The sequence below is a fragment of the Microcoleus sp. Aus8_D2 genome, assembly GCF_036702665.1.
Taxonomy (GTDB): Bacteria; Cyanobacteriota; Cyanobacteriia; order Cyanobacteriales; family Microcoleaceae; genus Microcoleus.
The window spans coordinates 48,282-66,625 of record NZ_JAUBUN010000043.1; the positions used below are offsets into that span (position 1 = coordinate 48,282).

Annotated in this window: 16 protein-coding genes and 1 pseudogene; 7 read left to right on the top strand and 10 right to left on the bottom strand. The window is 46.1% G+C overall.

Going from position 1 to position 18,344, the window contains the following annotated elements; all coding sequences use genetic code 11:
• Positions 1 to 113: 113 nt before the first annotated feature.
• Both QUB64_RS26010 and QUB64_RS26015 read right to left on the bottom strand, forming a co-directional pair.
• A complete protein-coding gene (locus QUB64_RS26010) occupies positions 114 to 881 on the bottom strand; it encodes a YebC/PmpR family DNA-binding transcriptional regulator (protein WP_333268930.1) in 768 nt (255 codons plus the stop codon).
• A 119-nt stretch (positions 882 to 1,000) separates the two neighbouring features.
• Entirely contained in the window at positions 1,001 to 1,639 is a 639-nt protein-coding gene (locus tag QUB64_RS26015; protein WP_333268931.1) for a histidine phosphatase family protein, read from the bottom strand.
• 264 nt (positions 1,640 to 1,903) lie between these two features.
• Here QUB64_RS26015 and QUB64_RS26020 point away from each other — a divergent pair, with 264 nt between their 5' ends.
• Together QUB64_RS26020 and QUB64_RS26025 are read left to right on the top strand one after the other, a co-directional pair.
• Positions 1,904 to 2,239 (top strand): hypothetical protein, encoded by a 336-nt coding sequence (locus tag QUB64_RS26020; RefSeq protein WP_333268932.1) that lies wholly within the window; start codon positions 1,904 to 1,906, stop codon positions 2,237 to 2,239.
• The gene (locus QUB64_RS26025; RefSeq protein ID WP_333268933.1) at positions 2,227 to 2,514 is read left to right on the top strand and encodes a type II toxin-antitoxin system RelE/ParE family toxin; all 288 of its coding nucleotides are present in this window, start codon (positions 2,227 to 2,229) and stop codon (positions 2,512 to 2,514) included. Before QUB64_RS26020 ends, QUB64_RS26025 begins: the two co-directional genes overlap by 13 nt.
• A gap of 39 nt (positions 2,515 to 2,553) precedes the next feature.
• Here the strand turns inward: QUB64_RS26025 and QUB64_RS26030 are convergent, their stop codons facing one another.
• A complete protein-coding gene (locus tag QUB64_RS26030; RefSeq protein WP_333268934.1) occupies positions 2,554 to 3,237 on the bottom strand; it encodes a class I SAM-dependent methyltransferase in 684 nt (227 codons plus the stop codon).
• A gap of 306 nt (positions 3,238 to 3,543) precedes the next feature.
• Positions 3,544 to 4,734 (bottom strand): annotated as a pseudogene (locus QUB64_RS26035) (RNA-guided endonuclease InsQ/TnpB family protein).
• Between the two features lie 178 nt (positions 4,735 to 4,912).
• Here QUB64_RS26035 and QUB64_RS26040 point away from each other — a divergent pair.
• Positions 4,913 to 6,751: a polysaccharide biosynthesis/export family protein gene (locus QUB64_RS26040; protein WP_333268935.1), complete on the top strand. Its 1,839-nt coding sequence runs from the start codon at positions 4,913 to 4,915 to the stop codon at positions 6,749 to 6,751.
• Between the two features lie 235 nt (positions 6,752 to 6,986).
• Here the strand turns inward: QUB64_RS26040 and QUB64_RS26045 are convergent, their stop codons facing one another.
• Complete coding sequence (locus tag QUB64_RS26045; protein WP_333268936.1) at positions 6,987 to 7,679, bottom strand: SGNH/GDSL hydrolase family protein; 693 nt, start codon at positions 7,677 to 7,679, stop codon at positions 6,987 to 6,989.
• A 289-nt stretch (positions 7,680 to 7,968) separates the two neighbouring features.
• Here QUB64_RS26045 and QUB64_RS26050 point away from each other — a divergent pair, with 289 nt between their 5' ends.
• Both QUB64_RS26050 and QUB64_RS26055 read left to right on the top strand, forming a co-directional pair.
• Positions 7,969 to 8,322: a polymorphic toxin type 24 domain-containing protein gene (locus QUB64_RS26050; RefSeq protein ID WP_333268937.1), complete on the top strand. Its 354-nt coding sequence runs from the start codon at positions 7,969 to 7,971 to the stop codon at positions 8,320 to 8,322.
• Positions 8,298 to 8,756: a hypothetical protein gene (locus QUB64_RS26055; RefSeq protein WP_333268938.1), complete on the top strand. Its 459-nt coding sequence runs from the start codon at positions 8,298 to 8,300 to the stop codon at positions 8,754 to 8,756. Before QUB64_RS26050 ends, QUB64_RS26055 begins: the two co-directional genes overlap by 25 nt.
• Here QUB64_RS26055 and larE read toward each other — a convergent pair whose 3' ends face one another.
• The 5 genes from larE to QUB64_RS26080 form a co-directional block, all read right to left on the bottom strand.
• Positions 8,757 to 9,584, bottom strand: coding sequence for an ATP-dependent sacrificial sulfur transferase LarE (gene larE / locus QUB64_RS26060; protein WP_333268949.1), 828 nt, complete (start codon positions 9,582 to 9,584; stop codon positions 8,757 to 8,759).
• A gap of 295 nt (positions 9,585 to 9,879) precedes the next feature.
• Entirely contained in the window at positions 9,880 to 10,653 is a 774-nt protein-coding gene (locus tag QUB64_RS26065) for an ABC transporter permease (protein WP_333268939.1), read from the bottom strand.
• A 368-nt stretch (positions 10,654 to 11,021) separates the two neighbouring features.
• A complete protein-coding gene (locus QUB64_RS26070) occupies positions 11,022 to 12,020 on the bottom strand; it encodes a DUF5357 family protein (RefSeq protein ID WP_333268940.1) in 999 nt (332 codons plus the stop codon).
• Positions 12,021 to 12,025: 5 nt separating this feature from the next.
• The gene (fraC, locus tag QUB64_RS26075; protein WP_333268941.1) at positions 12,026 to 12,544 is read right to left on the bottom strand and encodes a filament integrity protein FraC; all 519 of its coding nucleotides are present in this window, start codon (positions 12,542 to 12,544) and stop codon (positions 12,026 to 12,028) included.
• A 129-nt stretch (positions 12,545 to 12,673) separates the two neighbouring features.
• Entirely contained in the window at positions 12,674 to 14,020 is a 1,347-nt protein-coding gene (locus tag QUB64_RS26080) for an IS200/IS605 family accessory protein TnpB-related protein (protein ID WP_333268942.1), read from the bottom strand.
• A 552-nt stretch (positions 14,021 to 14,572) separates the two neighbouring features.
• Between QUB64_RS26080 and QUB64_RS26085 the strand changes: the two genes are divergently transcribed.
• Together QUB64_RS26085 and QUB64_RS26090 are read left to right on the top strand one after the other, a co-directional pair.
• The gene (locus tag QUB64_RS26085; RefSeq protein ID WP_333268943.1) at positions 14,573 to 15,706 is read left to right on the top strand and encodes a cob(I)yrinic acid a,c-diamide adenosyltransferase; all 1,134 of its coding nucleotides are present in this window, start codon (positions 14,573 to 14,575) and stop codon (positions 15,704 to 15,706) included.
• A 453-nt stretch (positions 15,707 to 16,159) separates the two neighbouring features.
• Entirely contained in the window at positions 16,160 to 18,136 is a 1,977-nt protein-coding gene (locus QUB64_RS26090; RefSeq protein WP_333268944.1) for a calcium-binding protein, read from the top strand.
• Positions 18,137 to 18,344: the final 208 nt, after the last annotated feature.

Sequence of the window (18,344 nt, forward strand, 5' to 3'; positions counted from 1 at the left end):
TCCTCACTACGAACTTGAGAAGGACTAAAGTCCTCACTACGAACCTAAGAAGGACTAAAGTCCTCACTACTAACTTGAGAAGGACTAAAGTCCTCACTACGAACCTGGGGATTTTACATCATGATCGAAGACATCAATTCATCGGTCATTTCAAAATTTCCTGTCACGCTTTGCACGTCATCTAAATCTTCTAGTGCGTCCATTAACTTAAGGAGCGATCGAGCTTTTTCAGGAGTGTCAATTTCTACTGTATTGCTGGGAATCCAGCGAGTTTCTGACTGCAAAACTGTAAAACCTGTTTGTTTCAAAACATCAGACAGTTTTTCTAAATTAGGCACACTTGTAAATACCTCTGCACCTTCAGTATCCTCATCAATTGATATCAAATCGTAGGATTCAGCTTCGGCTTCTAGGGAAGCTTCAAACAATTTTTCCTCATCAATCGGGCCGCGTACCGTACAAACCCCTTTTTGGTCAAACATCCAGCCCACACAACCAGTTTCGCCCAAGTTGCCACCTTTTTTACTAAAAGCTTCTCGCAAGTCAGCCGCCGTGCGGTTGCGGTTGTCTGTCAGCGCTTCTATCAGAATCGCAACTCCGCCAACGCCGTAACCTTCGTAGCGAATAGCTTCTAATTCCGAACTACCCCCGGCTAAACCGGCACCTTTGGCGATCGCCCTTTCTATGTTTTCATTAGGAATACTCGCCGCCTTGGCTTTTTCAATAGCCGTCCGCAGTTGAAAATTGCCAGCAGGATCGGGAACTCCGCTGCGGGCGGCGACAATAATTTCGCGAGATATTCGGGCAAAAACCTTGCCTTTAACAGCATCAACTCTAGCTTTTTGGCGTTTAATATTCGCCCATTTACTGTGTCCAGCCATACCTATTTAAGATTTTTGATTTAAAATGTGCGATCGAGATCAAATAAACCTAGGGTGTGCACTGCGCACCCAATCCGTACACATACCATATAATGCGATTTTTTGCACGAATCTCAACTTTAATTAAAGCGGATCTCGGTTTCAGTGTCCGTGAGGTGGGAAGTATCGCCATTAAGTGCGATCGACCATTCGCCCCCATCCCGCACCACTTTCACCAAACAGCACAAAGAAGCATTAATTTCGGTTTCTGCACCGCCCGCTAGCCCGATCGCACTTCCCAAAACCGACGCACCGTGACCTACTAATAATATATCCTCGGGAAACTCAGCCGCGAGGCGTTTTGCAGTTTCCCCCGCCCTTTTGAGACAAGCTTCCCCGGTTTCGGGATAACTAGCAATACCCCCTTTATACGAAGCATCAATCCTGGGAAAACGCCTGCACAAATCCTCGACAGATTCAGTTTCCGGCATTTCTGTCATCCAGTCAGAATTCAGCCATTCGCAGATTCCCCACTCTAGTTTAATTGACAAATCGAGAGCTTCGGCAACGTGATTTGCCGTTTGGACAGTTCGCAGAAAAGGGGAAGCAAAAATATGAGAAATTCCTTCATCTTTGAGGCGATTTGCGAGTTGTTTGGCTTGAACGTGACCGTCTTCGGAAAGGTGGGGGTCATAGCGGTGTTCTGCGGTGAGAAACCAGTCGGGGTTAACGAAGTCGATGCGGTTTCCGTGGCGTGCGATCCAGACTGTTTGTGACATTAGTTCTTGTTAATTTGTATGACGTGTCGGAAATTATATCAAATCTTGGTCATCAGTCATCATTCATTAGTCATCATTGATTTTTCCAGGTGTGAAAATACTTTTAATAATCCCGTTTGTAGTAAGGAATTCAGTCCTTCTCAATTAAAGCTTGACAACTTTGATCGCACCAACACGAGATGGTCAAAAACAACACACCAACAGCAATTTAACGATACTATTTAACATTGCGCTATAATTGAATCAGTCACTCTCTATTATCCAATGGCTCAATCTATAAAGCAACTCCACGCCAAAATTCAGGTCATGCCCAGCGATGCGGTTAAGGCGATCGTACTTTCATGGCTGAATCAGTCCAACGGTAATCTCAGCGACTTGGAACGCTTAATCGCAGAAATTGCCGAGGAAAGCGATGGATATCAGTGGGGAGAAATTGACACAGCAAACGAGTTTCAACCCCTCAGCGAAGAGGAAACGATCGCCCTGAGTCTCACAGCCTTGCAAGATTACCAGAAAAGCAAGACAGGCATTTCGGGCGATCGGGTTAAGGAATGGGCAGATAGTTTAGGAAGCGATCGCGAATTGCCATGCCCTCAGTAATTTGGACTCCCCCAGCCCTAGCAGCACTCGATCGGCATCGCCAATTCCTCGCTGAAACTGACCCCAATCTTGCAGTTAAAGCGATTCAAAAGATTGTACAGGTAGCAGAAAGTTTGCAGACATATCCACAAAGAGGCGCGATCGTTGAACAAGCCCCTGGTCTGCGGAAACTAATTGTGACCTTTGGGAAAGTTGGTTTTGTTCTACACGCTATCCTAAACGATGAAGTCCTAATTTTGCAAATTTACCACGGACGACAACAGCGTCCAACCTGAGTTGTGCAGACGAAAGTTTATATAGACGCGATTTAGCAGTCACTTGGTAACTCGCAGCATCTTATTTCCGCCTTTCTGAAACTCGTAGGGAGCCTCTTGAACTTCCACACGAAAATTTCTATTTTTCAATTCGGCAATCACCGGGTTTAAATGCTCAGATTCCTCCCCGCTAAAACTCTGCAACAGCGGAAACACCCGAACTTCCTTCGCAACCCGACACATTTCTGTAATTGCTAAGAGATGAACCTCTTCCGAAAGCAGATGAGAATAAGCAAATAAGAAATGGCTGCACAAAGCTAAATCAAATTGACCATTCTCAAAAGGTAAAATCGGCAGCTCAGCAGTCAGGTAGCGGCCTTGCTCCAAGCCTGAGGGAAAATCTGCTAAAAATTCCTGCATTGCTTTCATCCGCACTTCGCCTAGCTGGTACGGCGATTCAAAATTATTCCAGAGGTAGCCGTCTACATTGGCTTTAACACCGTCAATCACAGTTTGATATGTTTCTTGGATGCGATCGCCAATTTGCACCGCCGTAAACTGATACACTGGATCGCAAGAAATCACCTTTTTACCTTGGCGAGTCATTTCGGCATTGAAACTCGCCGGCCCGCCCGCACAATCTAGAATTGCTCGCTTGAGGTCACCTGATGTCAAGCTAAACATTCCTATGTATTCATCCAAGCAGCGTCCCCAGGGAATTACTTTATCCAATTTTAGTGACACTTGTCTTTGTCCCGCATAGAGAATTATTTAATACTTTACATCAAATCTGAGCTGTTTTTCGCTTTCCTTTCTTTGGCGGGTTGATTTGTAGACCGAATTGTGTATAAAAAATTTGGTGGAACTAGGTCTTAATCCCGAGAATCGTTGGCGGGCTTTACACTTTGTTTACATACAATGTGCAAAATCGCTCGCGTGCGATCGCACAAATTTTATCATTCTACCTCTGGATTTTCCCGGGCAGCGAGGCTACACTGAACAGAACGGAAATTGACACTCCCCGGCGTGAACGCGCGGGGATTCTTCGATCTACGAGCCAACTTGCTCAGGTAGGATTTCTCCAACCAAAGTAGAGGTCAATTCTCAAGAGAGCGTTGCTTGCATTTAATGCAAAGGTTCCGGTATGCCCTACCGTACCCAATCCTCGACTTAGGATATTTCTAGCTGCATTGAAATCTCTATCCATCACACAACCACATTGACAAACATGAGTTCTTGTGGATAGCGTTTTTTTGACGATTTTACCGCATAAGCGAGCATTCTTGGCTGGTGCTGGGTTGACAGCAACCGTTACTCTTTCAAATACCTTGCCAAAGTATTCAATCCAGACACGGAACTGATACCAAGAAGCATCGTTAATAGACTTAGCTAGGCAATGATTTTTAACCATATTTTTGATTCTCAAATCTTCGTAAGCTATCAAGTCGTTTGACTGAACTACGCACGCCAGCTAAGTTTTATTGCATGGTCTTTACGCTGCCTACTTGTTTTGAGATGGCGTTTACCTGAAATCTGTCTAGCTTTGCCTCTATTCTTTGAACCTTTTACTTTTCTTGATATTCGACGTTGAGAACGCTTCAGGACTTTTTCACCTTGACGGAGGAACTTGGGATTTTCAACCATTACCCCGTTTGAATCGGTGTAATATTCCTTTAACCCCACGTCTAAGCCAATACTGTTCCCAGAGGGTTCTGTGTTTTCTTTTCTGTCAACATCAATGCAAAATTGAACGTATACACCATCTGCACGTTTTACCAATCGAACCCGTTTTATTTGGCTGATTTGGTAAAAGTGTAAGTCGCGCGTTCCTTTTAGCTTTAATTTCCCAATTCCTTTCTTGTCGGTAAATTTGATTGACTTTCGATCGTCAGCCAATTTCCATCCAGTTGATTTATACTCAACAGAGCGACAATCTTTCTGAAATTGTGGACATCCTTTCTTACCAGGAGTTCCCTTTTTGCAGTTGTCGTAGAATCGGGATATAGCAGACCATGCTCGTTCGGCGCTAGCTTGTCTTGCTTGAGAGTTGAGTTCGTCAGCAAACGGAAAGTCACCAGCCAAGACAGCACAGTATTTGTTCAAATCGTACTTGTCCACTTTCTGGTTGTCGATCCAATAGCGTAAACAGCTATTGCGAACAAATTGAGCTGTACGAATTGCTTCATCTACTGCAGTGAACTGACTTGATTTTCCGTAAGTCTTGAACTCAAAAACTAGCAGGGCTTTACCTCCTACTTTATACTAGCCTACTTGGTACAAGATATCTCGCAAGTGCCACAAAGTTTTACAATTAAATCCGTCCTATAAGGACGGGGTTTTCAACCCAGTTTTATGATAAACTAAAATTAACTAGCTAAATTGCGATCGTTCATTGGCAGACTGCAACCAGGAAAGAAAGATGAAACATAACGTTCAAACCGCTACAAGTCTGAGTTTGTCAGCACTCCTGGTGCTAAGCGGTTCGCTGCCCAGTATAGCTCAATTGCCTGCCGTCAGAACTCCTGCACGCGCTCCGATCCCAAACAGGCCGAGAGTACCGCCACCACCGCCTCCGGGTTCGAGTTTGCCGTCGATCGGCAATTCGGGTTCGCTGACAGCAGAAGCGGCTTATACTTTAGGCCCGGGCGATCGCATTGCTTTAGATATCTTCGGCGTCCCAGAATTTAGCAAAGAATATCAAGTCTTAGTTGACGGAACGCTCAATTTGCCCATCATTCGCAGCGTCTCAATTCAAGGGTTGACGCTGCAACAAGCCGCTACCGTCATTACCAAGCGATACGAACCCTTCATCAATGTTCCCGTTGTCACCGTAACTCTGATGCTTGCTAGACCCCTAAATATAGGTGTTGCAGGTGAAGTTACTCGTCCGGGTTCCTACAAAATTAATCCAGTCAGAGAAGGAGGAGTAAAATTCCCAACTTTGATGGAAATGCTGCAACTTGCAAAAGGGGTGACATCCGCAGGAGATATGCGAAACGTCCAAATTCGCCGTCCCCGCAGAGGCGGGCCAGAGCAAGTTATTACTGTTAATTTGCAGGATTTTTTAGACACGGGAAATTTGCGCCAAGATGTCACGATCCGAGATGGAGATACAATTTTTGTACCGACAGCAAGTGCTCTCAATACCCAAGAAGTCCGTCAAAGAGCCAGTGCTAATTTTTCCGCTGATATTACTAAACCAATTGGCGTGGTAATTGTCGGAGAAGTCAACAGGCCAGGGCCTTATACTGTATCTGCTTCGGATTTGCGATCGACCAACCAACAAACAGATCTGAGTTTTGTCTCTATTGAACAACAACAAGGAGCAGGGGCCGTTGTCGGGCTACCAACAATCACTAGAGCACTCAAAATTGCGGGCGGTATCACAACAGAAGCTGACATTCGCCGCGTGCAAATCCGCCGCCGAGTCAGAGGCGGTAACGAACAAACTATCACGGTAAATTTGTGGGATTTGCTGCAAAAAGGTGACGCAACTCAAGATGTTTTACTGCAAGAAGGAGATAGCGTCATTATTCCGACGGCATCTACTGTAGACTTAGCTGAAATTTCCCAACTCGGAAGTACGAGTTTCTCTCCAAACGCGATTAGCATCAATATTGTGGGGGAAGTAATTAGGGCGGGAGCTTTACAGGTTAAACCCAGTACATCCCTGCACCAAGCTTTGCTCACCGCCGGTAGTTTCAATCAATTGCGGGCTAAAAAAGACAAGGTGGAACTGCTGCGTTTGAACGCCAACGGTACTGTTACTCGCCGCACTATTAATGTGGATTTTGCTCAAGGGTTGAATCCTGACAATAACCCAACTCTCCGCAACAACGATGTGATTCTCGTAGCGCGATCGGGCTATACTAGGGTCGCAGACAATATCACCACTTTCTTGCAGCCGATCGTAGGAGTGGCAACTGGGATCAGCAGTGTTAGCGGCGTGTTGACTGGGTTTCAAACAACTATCAACGCTTTTCAGAACTTATTTATGGGAGGAGATTTCGAGCGGCGGAATCTACTCAGACAGCTTCAGGAACAACGTCAAGACAGACAACAGCAACGTGAAGACAGAGAGCTAGAAAGACAGAGACAAGCTGAAGACAGACAGCAGCAAGCTGAAGACAGACGCTTGCAACTCGAAGACAGACAGCGACAGATAGATCTTCAAAATCGGCAACTTCAAATTCAACAGCAGCAAAATCAGCAGCTACAGCAACTACAGCCACAGCAAATTCAGCCAACTACTCCTTGATATTTAGCGCTAGGGTGCGTCAGTTTAGTAATTGTCAATCATCACAAAAATCTAATTCTGACGCACCATTGATTCCGTGGTGCCTCAGTTGTGAGATTGTGAGGAAAGTAGCAAAAATATCATTTTTCTGACGCACCCTACTTCACTGAAATTACATAAATCAAGTCCGCAGAAGGGGAATTTTAATTAAGAGTTTAGGATGATATAATGTCAGAGAAAGTGTGAGTTTTCAAGCTTAATTCAAAATATTTAACAAAACTTTTCTGTATATATCTAAACCTTTGGGATTGAGGTGAACGCCGTCTATTGTTAAATCTCCATTCAGTGCTTTTTCCTTAAACAAGGCTTGTATGCCGCTAGATTCCACGGTCATATTTTCGTCTGCGGCTACTTTATTGATGAGAACATTGATTTCGTCAACTCTCGCAATTGTTCCGGCAAATTTAGGATTGTAGCTGGCGGCAAGAGTTGAGTAAAAAGCAGGAATCAGAATAATCTGTTTGGTGCGGATCGATCGCATAATTGCGATCGCCTGTTTCAAATTACTGACAAACTGCTCGTCGCTAATCCCGTACATAGCATCATTTGTGCCGATCGCCAAAATCGATTTTTCGCAGGTAAACCCCTGGGGCACTACAAGTTTAAGCTGTTCTAGCAGCGAAACAGAACTCATTCCGCCGATCGCAAAATTAAAGTTTTTTTCTCCCAAAGAATCGCCGAGGGCCGAAGAAATAGAATCGCCCCACACGCAACCTTGATATTGCTGGTCTTTAATTTGCTGCACCTGATTGTACACCGAAACTTTCCACCACATTGCAGAACTAACTGTATCCCCCGAAGGTGGCGGGCCCGCTAACACCAGAAACGGGATGTAAGCGAACAACAAGAAAGCCAAGATGGCCCAGATCAATCTAAATTTAACTTTCATAAAACTTGCTGCTACTCTTGCTGCTACTTTAGTTTATGCTATTGCTTTAATTCACGGGCGATGTCACGAATATTGTTGCCCAGATTATTCACCCATACATATATCAAACTGAGGTCGTAAAGTAATTTAGGACTTATATATAGCGGTTCTCAAGCGTGGTGAGGATAGCCCTATGCCCTATGCCCATAGCCCTATGCCCATAGCCCTATGCCCATAGCCCTATGCCCATAGCCCTATGCCCATAGCCCGTCAAGTACCTCTAGTACCTCATCTTTCTGAGAAAGGCTATATGTCTAAACCAGTGGACTGGACACTTGGCATCCCCGCTAGCACCCTTATAGCCGTCGGAACCCAGGTAAGTGGCAGATTTCCTCTAGATGGAGCAAGTGCCCAAAACTTACTCTACCGCATGGATGGCAAGAACATTACCAGCTATATCGTCTACGATGACAGTGGACGGGCAATTAAGCGAGTAGACTTGACAGGAAGGGCTCATGCAAATGTGCCGACACCTCACGCCGTTGAATACAAACACAACCAAAACTCAGCAGGAGACATTTACGTGCAAGCTGAGAAAACAGTTAGGCCAGCTAGATTGGATGAAATACCCGAGAAATTATGTTCATCAAACAAATATCCTTGAATGCAGATAAACTAATCGATTTCCAGCAATGGAAAAAAGCCAACGGCGATGATTTTTCACTCTGGGATTATCTTTTTGGATCTGCTAATATTGAAATTGCCATAGCTTTCACAAAACTATTCTGGCCAGATTTTGTCGAACATGAAGGCGGCATCTTTTTGTCCGAAGCCTTTAACAGTCAAATCTACGAACAGTGGAAAATCGAGCTAGGGAATGATGTCACTGCAATTGAGCAGGTGATGAACCACCAGCACGTTGATGACATTCTCCCCGGTGCGGAAAACGCTAGCAGTGACAATTTATTGTATTTGGGACAAGCATTAGCTCAGATGTGGGAAAGTCGCCTAAAATCGCTTTATCCTCAGCGCCGTTTTCAAGTTAAATGCGATCGGGACGAACACACGGTTGTAGTGACATTTTTTCAAGATAATTAATCAACCCTTCGCTCCCAACAATTCTGGTTGCAAAACCTGATTTAATTTGCCGCTGCGAAACCCCTCCAAATCCAAAGTCGCGTACACAAAACCAAACTGCTGAAACACCGCCACCAATCCAGGCAAATCCGCATTTAATACAAACTCTTGAATCTCCTGGGCCGGCAATTCAATTCGCGCCGTATCTCCATCCGATCGCACGCGCAGATTTTTCAGTCCCAACTGCCGCAAATACCGTTCAGCGCGCCCCACTCTTTGCAACTTTGCAACAGTGATTTCTTCGCCATAAGGAAAACGCGAACTCAAACAAGGTTGAGCCGGTTTGTCCCACCAAGGCAAATCCAATTCTTTGGCCAATTGCCGCACTTCAAATTTAGTCATCCCGACTTCTGCTAAAGGCGATCGCGCGCCCCGTTCCTTTGCAGCCTGAATCCCCGGGCGGTAATCCTTTAAATCATCAGCATTCACCCCATCCACCACATAAGGATAACCCTTTGCGAGTGCTAGCGGTTTCAAAGTATCGTGCAGTTCGCTTTTGCAGAAATAGCAGCGATTAACCGGGTTAGAAGTGTAATTAGGATTTGCCATTTCCTGAGTTTCTACTTCCTGGTGGGCGATGCCAATTTCTGCTGCTTGAATCCGGGCATCTTCTAAATCTTCTGGGAGTAGAGACGGAGAAACAGCCGTCACAGCCAAAGCGCGATCGCCCAACACGTCACAAGCAATTTTTGCCACCAAAGTGCTGTCAATTCCGCCAGAGTAGGCAATTAGCGCCAGTTCCATCTGCGCGAAAATATCTTTTAATTGTTGGAGTTTTTCCACTAACATAATTTCAACTTTTTGTGACAAACAGATGAGTAATCAAGCAGAATCAAGAAAGAAGGATGAAAAAAGGATATCGCGCTCGGGTTCCCTTCTTCCCTCTTCCCTCTTCTTTCTTCCTTTTGTGAATTACAGCAGTCATAAGTCACCTCATTTTACCAATAAAAGTTTGAGTTTTAGTCGAAATTGCCGGTCGATAACCTTGTCTTTATCTTAGCGCGCTAATTAGATAATAAAATTGGTTCGTAGTCAGGACTTTAGTCCGCAAAATCCGAAGACTAAAGTTCTCACTACGAACTATTTAAAATTCTCGGCGGGCAAATATGGCAATCGCAATTGACAGCAGCAGCACCACATACAGCAAACCGTAGCCCGCATCTGTAATCAAACCCGCCAAGTAAGGTACTTGTCCGTAAACAGCATCATTTCTCAAATTGAACCGGGCTAAATCCGGCAAAACCAGATAAAGTCCCATCATCAATTGTTCAATGCCAGGATTTTTAGTTAACTTACCCAAAGCCACTAAATCCCGCGTCGAGTGTCCCATCAAATAAACGCCAAATGTCAGTAAAGTTGCCAGCAGAGAACTGCTAAAAACTCCAAATAAAATCCCGACAGCAGCCATGAGACACAGCTCAAACCACACGAAGAGCGAAGCGATTAAAATGCTACCCAAAGGGTAAGGAATGCGACTCAAACTCAGAATAGCCAGATAGATAACAGTCATTGCTGCGACAAGAACCAATAGCACCGCCGACAGCCCTAAATGCTTCCCCACAATTAGCTCAGCGCGACTTATCGGTTTGGCAACTAACAGGTAAACCGTCCGCTTTTCAATTTCTTTGTTGACCACTCCGGTAGCCACAAAGACTGTGACTATTATACCGAGGATGCTCATAGCAGCCAAACCGATATCTAAGATAATTTTATTTTCGGTTGTCGCCGCCAATTCCGGTATCAACCGCACCGAGGCTCCCATCAACAGAGCAAAAATAATAATTAAGTAAAGGATGCGATCGCGAATTACTTCCCAAAATACATTAGTCGCGACTGTCAAGATTCTTCTCAAATTCATCTAGTTATTAACCCGCGGTCAACTTTAGCCATATTTTAGTTTAAGGCAGTATTTGTAGGGTGCAGATCCCTTCTTAATCCCTAAATTCTATCAACAATCTGATGGAGACGTACCTTACACTTCGGGTATTTGTAGGGTGCGGAGCCATTCTTAATCCCTAAATTCTATCAACAATCTGATGTCGACGCACCTTACACTTCGGGTTTAATAAACAAGCCCAACAATCATTGTTTAGCACGACTTTTTATAAATAGTATAAGGTGCGTCGCTGCTCGAAAAGTCGATATGCAAGGCGAGGGATTTTTTCTGGCGACGCACCCTACGATTACTCTCCCTCTCGGACACTCTCCTAACGGCGAGAGACAGGCTCAAACTTGACTGTCTCCCGCTGTTCCATCTTTTTTGAGTCCAGGTTTAGAGCGTTTGATAGCGTCGCAGGTTACAGTCGCCCTATTGCCTATATCGAACACCTCGCAAGATTTGGTAAACGAATATATTTCTGGTCTAAACACCAGACCCAGCCAAGTTGCTTGCATCTGTAACTGATAGCGGGAGTCTCCTTGGACGATCGAAGTTTTGACCTCCCAGCTCGCATCTTCTGGGACTACGCCAATTTTTGTTAACGCTTGATTCTTCAGAAAAAATCGCTCGTTGTCAATATCTATTAACATTTGCTCTACCTGCGCCCACGGTTTTGTGCGGGCTTCATTTTGCAGGTATCTATCCATGGCATTGAGGATGACAACTCCTCGGGAGCGATTAATAGTTGGCTGTTGAAAAGTCACCACATAATCGCTTTGCCTCAAATCCTGCGATAAAACGCTCGGATACTGTTCTATCCAACCTTGAATTAAAAAGTGAAATGCAAACCAACAGGAAATCAGCACGTGAATGAGGGTAATCATCAAAAACTGAGGGCGCACCAACGACCTAGCTCTTTCCCATTTTGACTCGCTCTTCCAAATCTCTATGATAGCAAGAATTACTACTGCTATAATAGGGCCGGATATCCATGCTATTTCCTTCCTGTCCGACGGCAACCTGATCAGCAACCACAAGCCAATTAAGATGCTTGTCACCCACGGACTCAGACTTACTTTTTTAATCACAAAAGGTTGCTGGCTGGTCAGCAAACCCATTGAAAGTGTAAAAAATAACCAGCTCATATCAAACATCAGAGTTCTCGTCGGCCAGTCAGTGACTGCCGCCACCGACAGCAAAGCTAAAAAGATGCTGAGCAGTAAAGGCGTCTTCCAGTGGACAACTTTAGGCGGAATTATCGCCTTTTGGAATTTTTTATTGGTTTCCCAAAGGTTGTTCGTCAGCTTAGTGAGTTGCTGAGTGACATCCAAAAATTGCTTCATCATAGATTTCAATTGACGCTTTGCAAAAACAACACGGTTAAAATAACGCAATTGCTAACAGTGTGGGCGATCAAAACTGCCCCCAACTGGGTAGTTACTTGAAAACTCTTTTTGGGAGGACGGCGGCTGAGGGTGGGCGGCCCTACAAACTGAGGTTTGGAAGCTTTTGTATTGCCGGAAACCAGGTTTTGTATGATTTCTAATCCCTGCCATTTGGCGAGAAAAGTTACTGCTAATACCAAGACAGCTATCATTGTTATGGCATGGTAAACATTCTGCCCTCCGCCTAATAAAATATAACCGATTAGCTGTTCTCGCAAATCTTTGGAAAGAACGCTTTCAATGCAGAAGAAAACTAACCAACCTACGCAAGTGCAAGAGAGATTGAGGATGGCTGTATATTCAACGCTGGTTTTGGGGCCGAGTTTCAGTAGTTTTTGCAGAAACCACGATTCGATCGCGATCGCCAAAAACATAATTAAAATTTGCACCAAAACAGTCCGAAATGGGAAAACACTCGCAATCATAAGCATTCAGGTATATCAGCCCGTGTTAGATTTTAATTGTACATCACAGGGGGAATAATCAAGAGCCGCAGGTCTTAGCCGCTTTGAAAAATCTAGGTAAACCTAGATCAACTCAGCGGTATAAGTTTCTTAAGCATTCTTTCCTAGCGCTGGCCCTTCCTCAGTATCGAGGTTGACCAGGAACTCCCAGTTAGAAACGGTATAATCATCGTGCCTACGATTAATTATCCCGGAACACTTGATTTTTTTATTAAGTTGGTTCCACAGGCTCTCCTCGTGCTTAGTTGAGTTCACCCCAGCCAAGGCGGTTAAGGAGCCTGGTATTTTTTCGCCTGGCCTCATTCCTCGACGGACAATTACTAAACCCGCAGATTCATCACTAGCTAAGCCATACATTCTTAAATACTTGACTAAACCAATAATACTTGTGTAAGCAGGATTGACCGTTATCAACTCAATCCCACGATCAGAAAGTATTGAGCTTAGTAATTCATCCAACTTAGAATAAGCCCAACCCGAAAGCATCCGAGCGTTTTTTGTACTACGCTCTCTCAGTTGTTCTTTCTTCCTAGTAAAGTTTAATTCCTCACAGACGATAGGACATTCAAACTTGATAGCTAATGCTACTAACTCTAAGCAAGCTTTGACTATTTGTGCCTGCTGTTTACCCTTTGGCAATCCAGTTGGTAATGGGATTTGACCTGATGCTTTGAGATTACCTTCATTGTTAATGTATGCCCAACCAATTGAACCAGGATTCATGTCAATTCCTATACACTCATCATCGACCGAACGCGACAACTGCTTGACTTCTGAGGGTGTGAATTGGACAGCAACACACCACTTACCAGCTTTATAATAGAAGTGCCAAGTCTTAGATCCTGTTGCTGGCAATCGGTTAATATTGCGAGGAAAATTACCAATTTGAGACTCTACATATTTTTTACCAAACTTAGACTCTAAACAGGCTGGGACTCGGATTTTCAAATTATTGCCATCCCATTGACAGATTTGATTGCCAAAAGATTCATCTTTAGAACCAACTACAAATACTTGACCTTTGGGTACGCTCACCCTAATTGGAGCAACTTTGAGCAAGGCAAGTTTCTGCAAATACTTCGCTAGTTTACGCTTTTTGTTGTGAATCTGAAATCGTAAATTTTGCCAGTTGGTTTGGCGGTATTTTAAAGAGGATGACAAAGGAAACCCACAGCCTTTTTTACTATGACGCCAATTTTTAACGGCGTAAAATTTGCGAGCATTTTTGAGTTTCTTTTCTGCCTGCTTCAGCCAATTGTCAGAGGATTTAGCTTTGCCTTCTAAGGTTTTGATTTGTAACTTTCTGCATTCTCTAGCACTACCTTGTTCACCATTTGCGGTGGCAATAATGCCATTGGCGTGACGCTTGTTAACACCGTAGGTTGTTTGTAGATGTGTGTTCCAGTGAGATTTCTTGAACTTTTCATCGCTCAACATAAATGCTACAGTTTCGCATACTGCTTTCCTGAATATAGGAGCGTAAGCACCAAGAAACATCTCTAGTTGAGTTTTACCTAGTGCGTTTAACTCATCTATCGGTGTTGGTAGTGCTTTGCAGTACGATCGGGATGACATTTTTGATGTTTGGTTAAATTAAACTCTGTCTATGTCCAGGATTGTATCATAGAGGTGCGCTGTCCTCCATCAGTTGTGATTGCTGTAATTTTCCCGGCTTTTTTCCATTGTTCGATGGTGTCCACGCTAATTGCCTTAAGCTCTGCTAGGAAAGCGAATACTTATGAGTCTGTCTGCTATGCTACGCTGTATTACTGTGTATTACAGAAATTTGGATACTCTAATTATAGGTAAATCTAGGTATTTGGGCTACTGTTAATAGCCCCTAATCCTCTTCGATCGCCATTCTGAAAATCAGGTGGTTTAGGTTGTATCCTATAATCTTTTGAGATCCGCCAACAGAACGGAAATATTCAACATTCAACGGGCGCGATCGAATACCCACCCCGAGACAGACTCAAATAACTGCTGATTATGGTAAGGAATGGCATTGGTATTCGGACAGCCTCATCCCGTTCGGAACGCGCCGCGGGTCAGATTCACGTCTACGACGGCGCAGGTAAAGGCAAGTCTCAGGCAGCTTTGGGAGTAGTGTTGCGATCGATCGGGCTGGGTATCAATTCTGACTCGCCCACGCGAGTGTTGTTGCTGCGATTTTTGAAAGGCCCCGGCCGCTCCTACGACGAAGACGGGGCAATAGAAGCCCTGCAACGGGCATTTCCGCACTTAATCGACCAAGTGCGCACCGGTAGAGCTGAATATTTTGGGGCCGAAGCAATCACCCGCTTCGATCGCGCGGAAGCTGTGCGAGGCTGGGATATCGCCAAAGGAGCGATCGCCAGCGAGCTGTATTCCGTCGTGGTTCTAGACGAACTAAACCCTGTATTGGACTTGGGTTTGCTGCCAGTAGACGAAGTAGTTAAAACCCTCAAAAACAAACCAGAATATTTAGAAGTCATCGCCACAGGCCGAGCAGCCCCCCAAGGTTTGCTGGATATTGCCGACTTGCACTCTGAAATGAAGCCCCACTATCACCCCGCAGCGGCAGAGCATAATATTTCTGGTATCGAAATATACACAGGATCGGGCAAGGGCAAGTCTACGAGCGCCTTGGGGAAAGCTTTGCAGGCAATAGGTAGGGGGATCAGTCAAGACCAATCTCACCGGGTGTTAATTGTGCAGTGGCTCAAAGGCGGCACGGGTTATACAGAAGATGCGGCGATCGCAGCTTTGCGACAAAGTTACCCGCAGCTAGTAGACCACCAGCGGTGTGGCCGAGATGCTATAGTTTGGCGGGGGCAACAGCAAGAGTTAGACTGCATCGAGGCAGAACGCGGCTGGGAAATCGCCAAAATGGCGATCGCCAGCGGCTGGTATAAAACGATCATTCTCGACGAACTCAATCCCACAGTAGACTTAGAACTGCTGCCGGTAGAGCCGATCGTCGAAGCGCTGTTGCGCAAGCCCCGCGATACAGAAATAATTATCACCGGGCGCTGCCACAAACCCCATGCTTACTTTGACTTGGCAAGCGTACACTCGGAGGTATACTGTCACAAACACTACGGCGATCGGGGCGTAGAACTAAAGCGGGGCGTAGACTTTTAGCACCCGGAGCAGTACGAAGTTCGATCGGGGTAAGAATTATTTAAGGACGGCGCTGCCTGGGAAACCGCCCAGGGCCAAACAACCTTGTCAGCAATCTCCCAATTTTCCTTGTCTTTGCGATCGCCAGATCGGCCTTTTTTAATCTTGAATTTCCTCCCCCAGACGCGATCCCGACCGCCAATCTAGAATGGAACATTCAGAATATGAGCCGCGTCTTCTGGAGCGTGAGCACCAGAGACTGTGGAAAAGGATTATTAAAGGGTGGAGACATTGAAAATAAAGCCTTACAAGCAAAAAGTCCGCGAGGGAGAAAGTCTAGACAGGGTTAGCGCCAGTAGGCTAGACTTGCGGCTGGCAAACAGGTTAAACTACAGCGGCATCCAAACATTCGGTGTTCTAGGCAGTGTCTGTAGTCGCACAAGCGATGACCAACAAGTAGAGGAGTGAAGCTGTATGACAACGTTAACTGACAATGCTGATCAAATTAGTTTAAATACTCCGGGACTGGGCCCGGATACAATCTATGCCGGAGCGGGGGCGGATTTAATTACAAGTTCTACCCTCGGCGGCAGTTTAATATTTGGCGAAGGCGATAACGATACTCTAATTTCCGTCGGCCCGAACGATACCCTATACGGCGGCAACGACGAAGATTCATTAGTAGGCCTGCGGGAGCGGGCTTGGCTGTCAGGCGATGCAGGCAATGACACCGTAATCGCTCAAAGCCGGAATGCGACCCTGATCGGCGGTGCGGGAGATGACTTGCTCCAAGGTACAGTCGATGCTAACCTCATGTTTGGTAATCAGGGCGCAGATATTTTGCTGGGAGGCGCGCTGGGAAGAGACTCCCTCTACGGCGGCAAGGGCAATGACCAGATCGGCTTCTTCATCGCAGGCGGCGGCACTAACACTAACAACCTCCGTATTCCCATCGGCGGCAGCGTTGGTGGCAATCAAGGCAGCAACTTCTTGCGGGGAGACTTGGGCGACGACTACCTTGTAGGTATCAATCAGAAAGATACTCTGTACGGCGGTAGAGGCAAGGACACACTGTACGGTGTGGCCAGCAACAGCTATCTTTCCGGCGATCTAGACGACGACATCTTAGTCATTACCAACACTACCCAAATCAGCCCGTTTGGTTCCACCGTCATCACGATCGGCATTGAGAAAACGACCTTGCTCGGCGGTGGCGGCAACGATTCTCTCTACGGCGCGATCGGCAATGCTGGCGAAGGCAAAAACTTGTTAGACGGTGGCGACGGCAACGACACGATCACGGTTTTTGCTGCGCTGGATACCGCACTGGGAGGTGCAGGCGACGACTTCATCCGGTCGTCTACGGTGGTTGCAATTTCCAGCCAAGGCGCCCCGAGTTCATTTCCAGGGTTCGCGGGTAAGAACTTCCTCGACGGCGGCACGGGTAACGACACGATCGTGGCAGCTTTTTCGAGTGATACAATGATCGGCGGCGACGGCAATGACAGCTTGTACGGCATCTTTACTCAAGCCACGGGTGGAGATGGCAACGATACGATCGATGCCCGCGCCGCAGGTACTAATGCTACGCGGATTACTCTCGACGGCGGCCTGGGCAATGATGTCTTGTGGGGCAACAGCACCGCTGGCGCCATTAACTTCATGAACGGCGGTGAAGGGGATGACAGAATCATTTTTGGTGGCACGGGCGATCGATTAATTGGCACGCTTGACGGTAACGACACCATCTCTTACGCTAGCGGTGTCAACTTTAACGGTTTTACATCGCCAAACGTCATTACGGATACCTTAGGTGGCAACTTCATCTCTGGCAGCAACGGCACTGATGTCATCACTACTGGTGCTGGCGACGACATACTGTTCGGCGGCCCCAGCATTCTTCCTACCGGAACAACATCTGACGGGGACGATACCTTAGATGCCGGCGGCGGAAACGACACGCTGTTGGGCGGCTTTGGGAACGACTATTTGATCGGAGGAGACGGCAACGACTCTCTCGGCGGCGGGCCCGGTGGAGACACGCTGATTGGCGGCTCGGGTAATGACAGCTTCTACTACAACAACTTCGGCGAGGGCGTCACGGTCGGCACCAACGGCGCGCCGGTGGGTACGAGCCCAGACCAAATCGGTGATTTTGAAGTCGGCAAAGACAAGTTGATATTGAACTACGATTCCTTCCAGTTACGACCATTTAACGATAGTCTGCCAAATCGACCTGCTGCTAAGGCGTTCTTACAGGTCGAAACAGGGACTTACAACAACGATCTGACTCCGGCAGGGGCGGCTCCAGGGGATGCGTTCCTCGTTTACGAAGGTACTACAGGTCGCTTGCTGTACGACAAAGACGGTACTGGGGGCCAACTACCCATTACACTGGCACTGCTGAACGGCAAACCAGGCTTGACAGCGACTGATATTACCCTGATTTAATTTAGGTGGCATCGGGTGGGAGTCGGTTTGGAAAAAGCCGATCGCCCGCGCCAACTCTAAAAACTAATTGTGCTATGTTTCAAGCTAGGGATATGAATACCTGGCTTTTTTATTGCCGTGATTTTGGATCGAGCAGGATGCGTTAGGAATGAGAATTAAATAACTTACACAAGTTTGTGGGGAGTAGGGGTTGGGCGGGGGAGCTCCC

What these genes read in the sequence shown, in the direction of transcription:
- QUB64_RS26010 (WP_333268930.1), bottom strand. Translation starts at nt 881, where the DNA reads ATGGCTGGACACAGTAAATGGGCGAATATTAAACGCCAAAAAGCTAGA.
- QUB64_RS26015 (WP_333268931.1), bottom strand. Translation starts at nt 1,639, where the DNA reads ATGTCACAAACAGTCTGGATCGCACGCCACGGAAACCGCATCGACTTC.
- QUB64_RS26020 (WP_333268932.1), top strand. Translation starts at nt 1,904, where the DNA reads ATGGCTCAATCTATAAAGCAACTCCACGCCAAAATTCAGGTCATGCCC.
- QUB64_RS26025 (WP_333268933.1), top strand. Translation starts at nt 2,227, where the DNA reads ATGCCCTCAGTAATTTGGACTCCCCCAGCCCTAGCAGCACTCGATCGG.
- QUB64_RS26040 (WP_333268935.1), top strand. Translation starts at nt 4,913, where the DNA reads ATGAAACATAACGTTCAAACCGCTACAAGTCTGAGTTTGTCAGCACTC.
- QUB64_RS26045 (WP_333268936.1), bottom strand. Translation starts at nt 7,679, where the DNA reads ATGAAAGTTAAATTTAGATTGATCTGGGCCATCTTGGCTTTCTTGTTG.
- QUB64_RS26050 (WP_333268937.1), top strand. Translation starts at nt 7,969, where the DNA reads ATGTCTAAACCAGTGGACTGGACACTTGGCATCCCCGCTAGCACCCTT.
- QUB64_RS26055 (WP_333268938.1), top strand. Translation starts at nt 8,298, where the DNA reads ATGTTCATCAAACAAATATCCTTGAATGCAGATAAACTAATCGATTTC.
- larE (WP_333268949.1), bottom strand. Translation starts at nt 9,584, where the DNA reads ATGTTAGTGGAAAAACTCCAACAATTAAAAGATATTTTCGCGCAGATG.
- QUB64_RS26065 (WP_333268939.1), bottom strand. Translation starts at nt 10,653, where the DNA reads ATGAATTTGAGAAGAATCTTGACAGTCGCGACTAATGTATTTTGGGAA.
- QUB64_RS26070 (WP_333268940.1), bottom strand. Translation starts at nt 12,020, where the DNA reads ATGATGAAGCAATTTTTGGATGTCACTCAGCAACTCACTAAGCTGACG.
- fraC (WP_333268941.1), bottom strand. Translation starts at nt 12,544, where the DNA reads ATGATTGCGAGTGTTTTCCCATTTCGGACTGTTTTGGTGCAAATTTTA.
- QUB64_RS26080 (WP_333268942.1), bottom strand. Translation starts at nt 14,020, where the DNA reads ATGTTGAGCGATGAAAAGTTCAAGAAATCTCACTGGAACACACATCTA.
- QUB64_RS26085 (WP_333268943.1), top strand. Translation starts at nt 14,573, where the DNA reads ATGGTAAGGAATGGCATTGGTATTCGGACAGCCTCATCCCGTTCGGAA.
- QUB64_RS26090 (WP_333268944.1), top strand. Translation starts at nt 16,160, where the DNA reads ATGACAACGTTAACTGACAATGCTGATCAAATTAGTTTAAATACTCCG.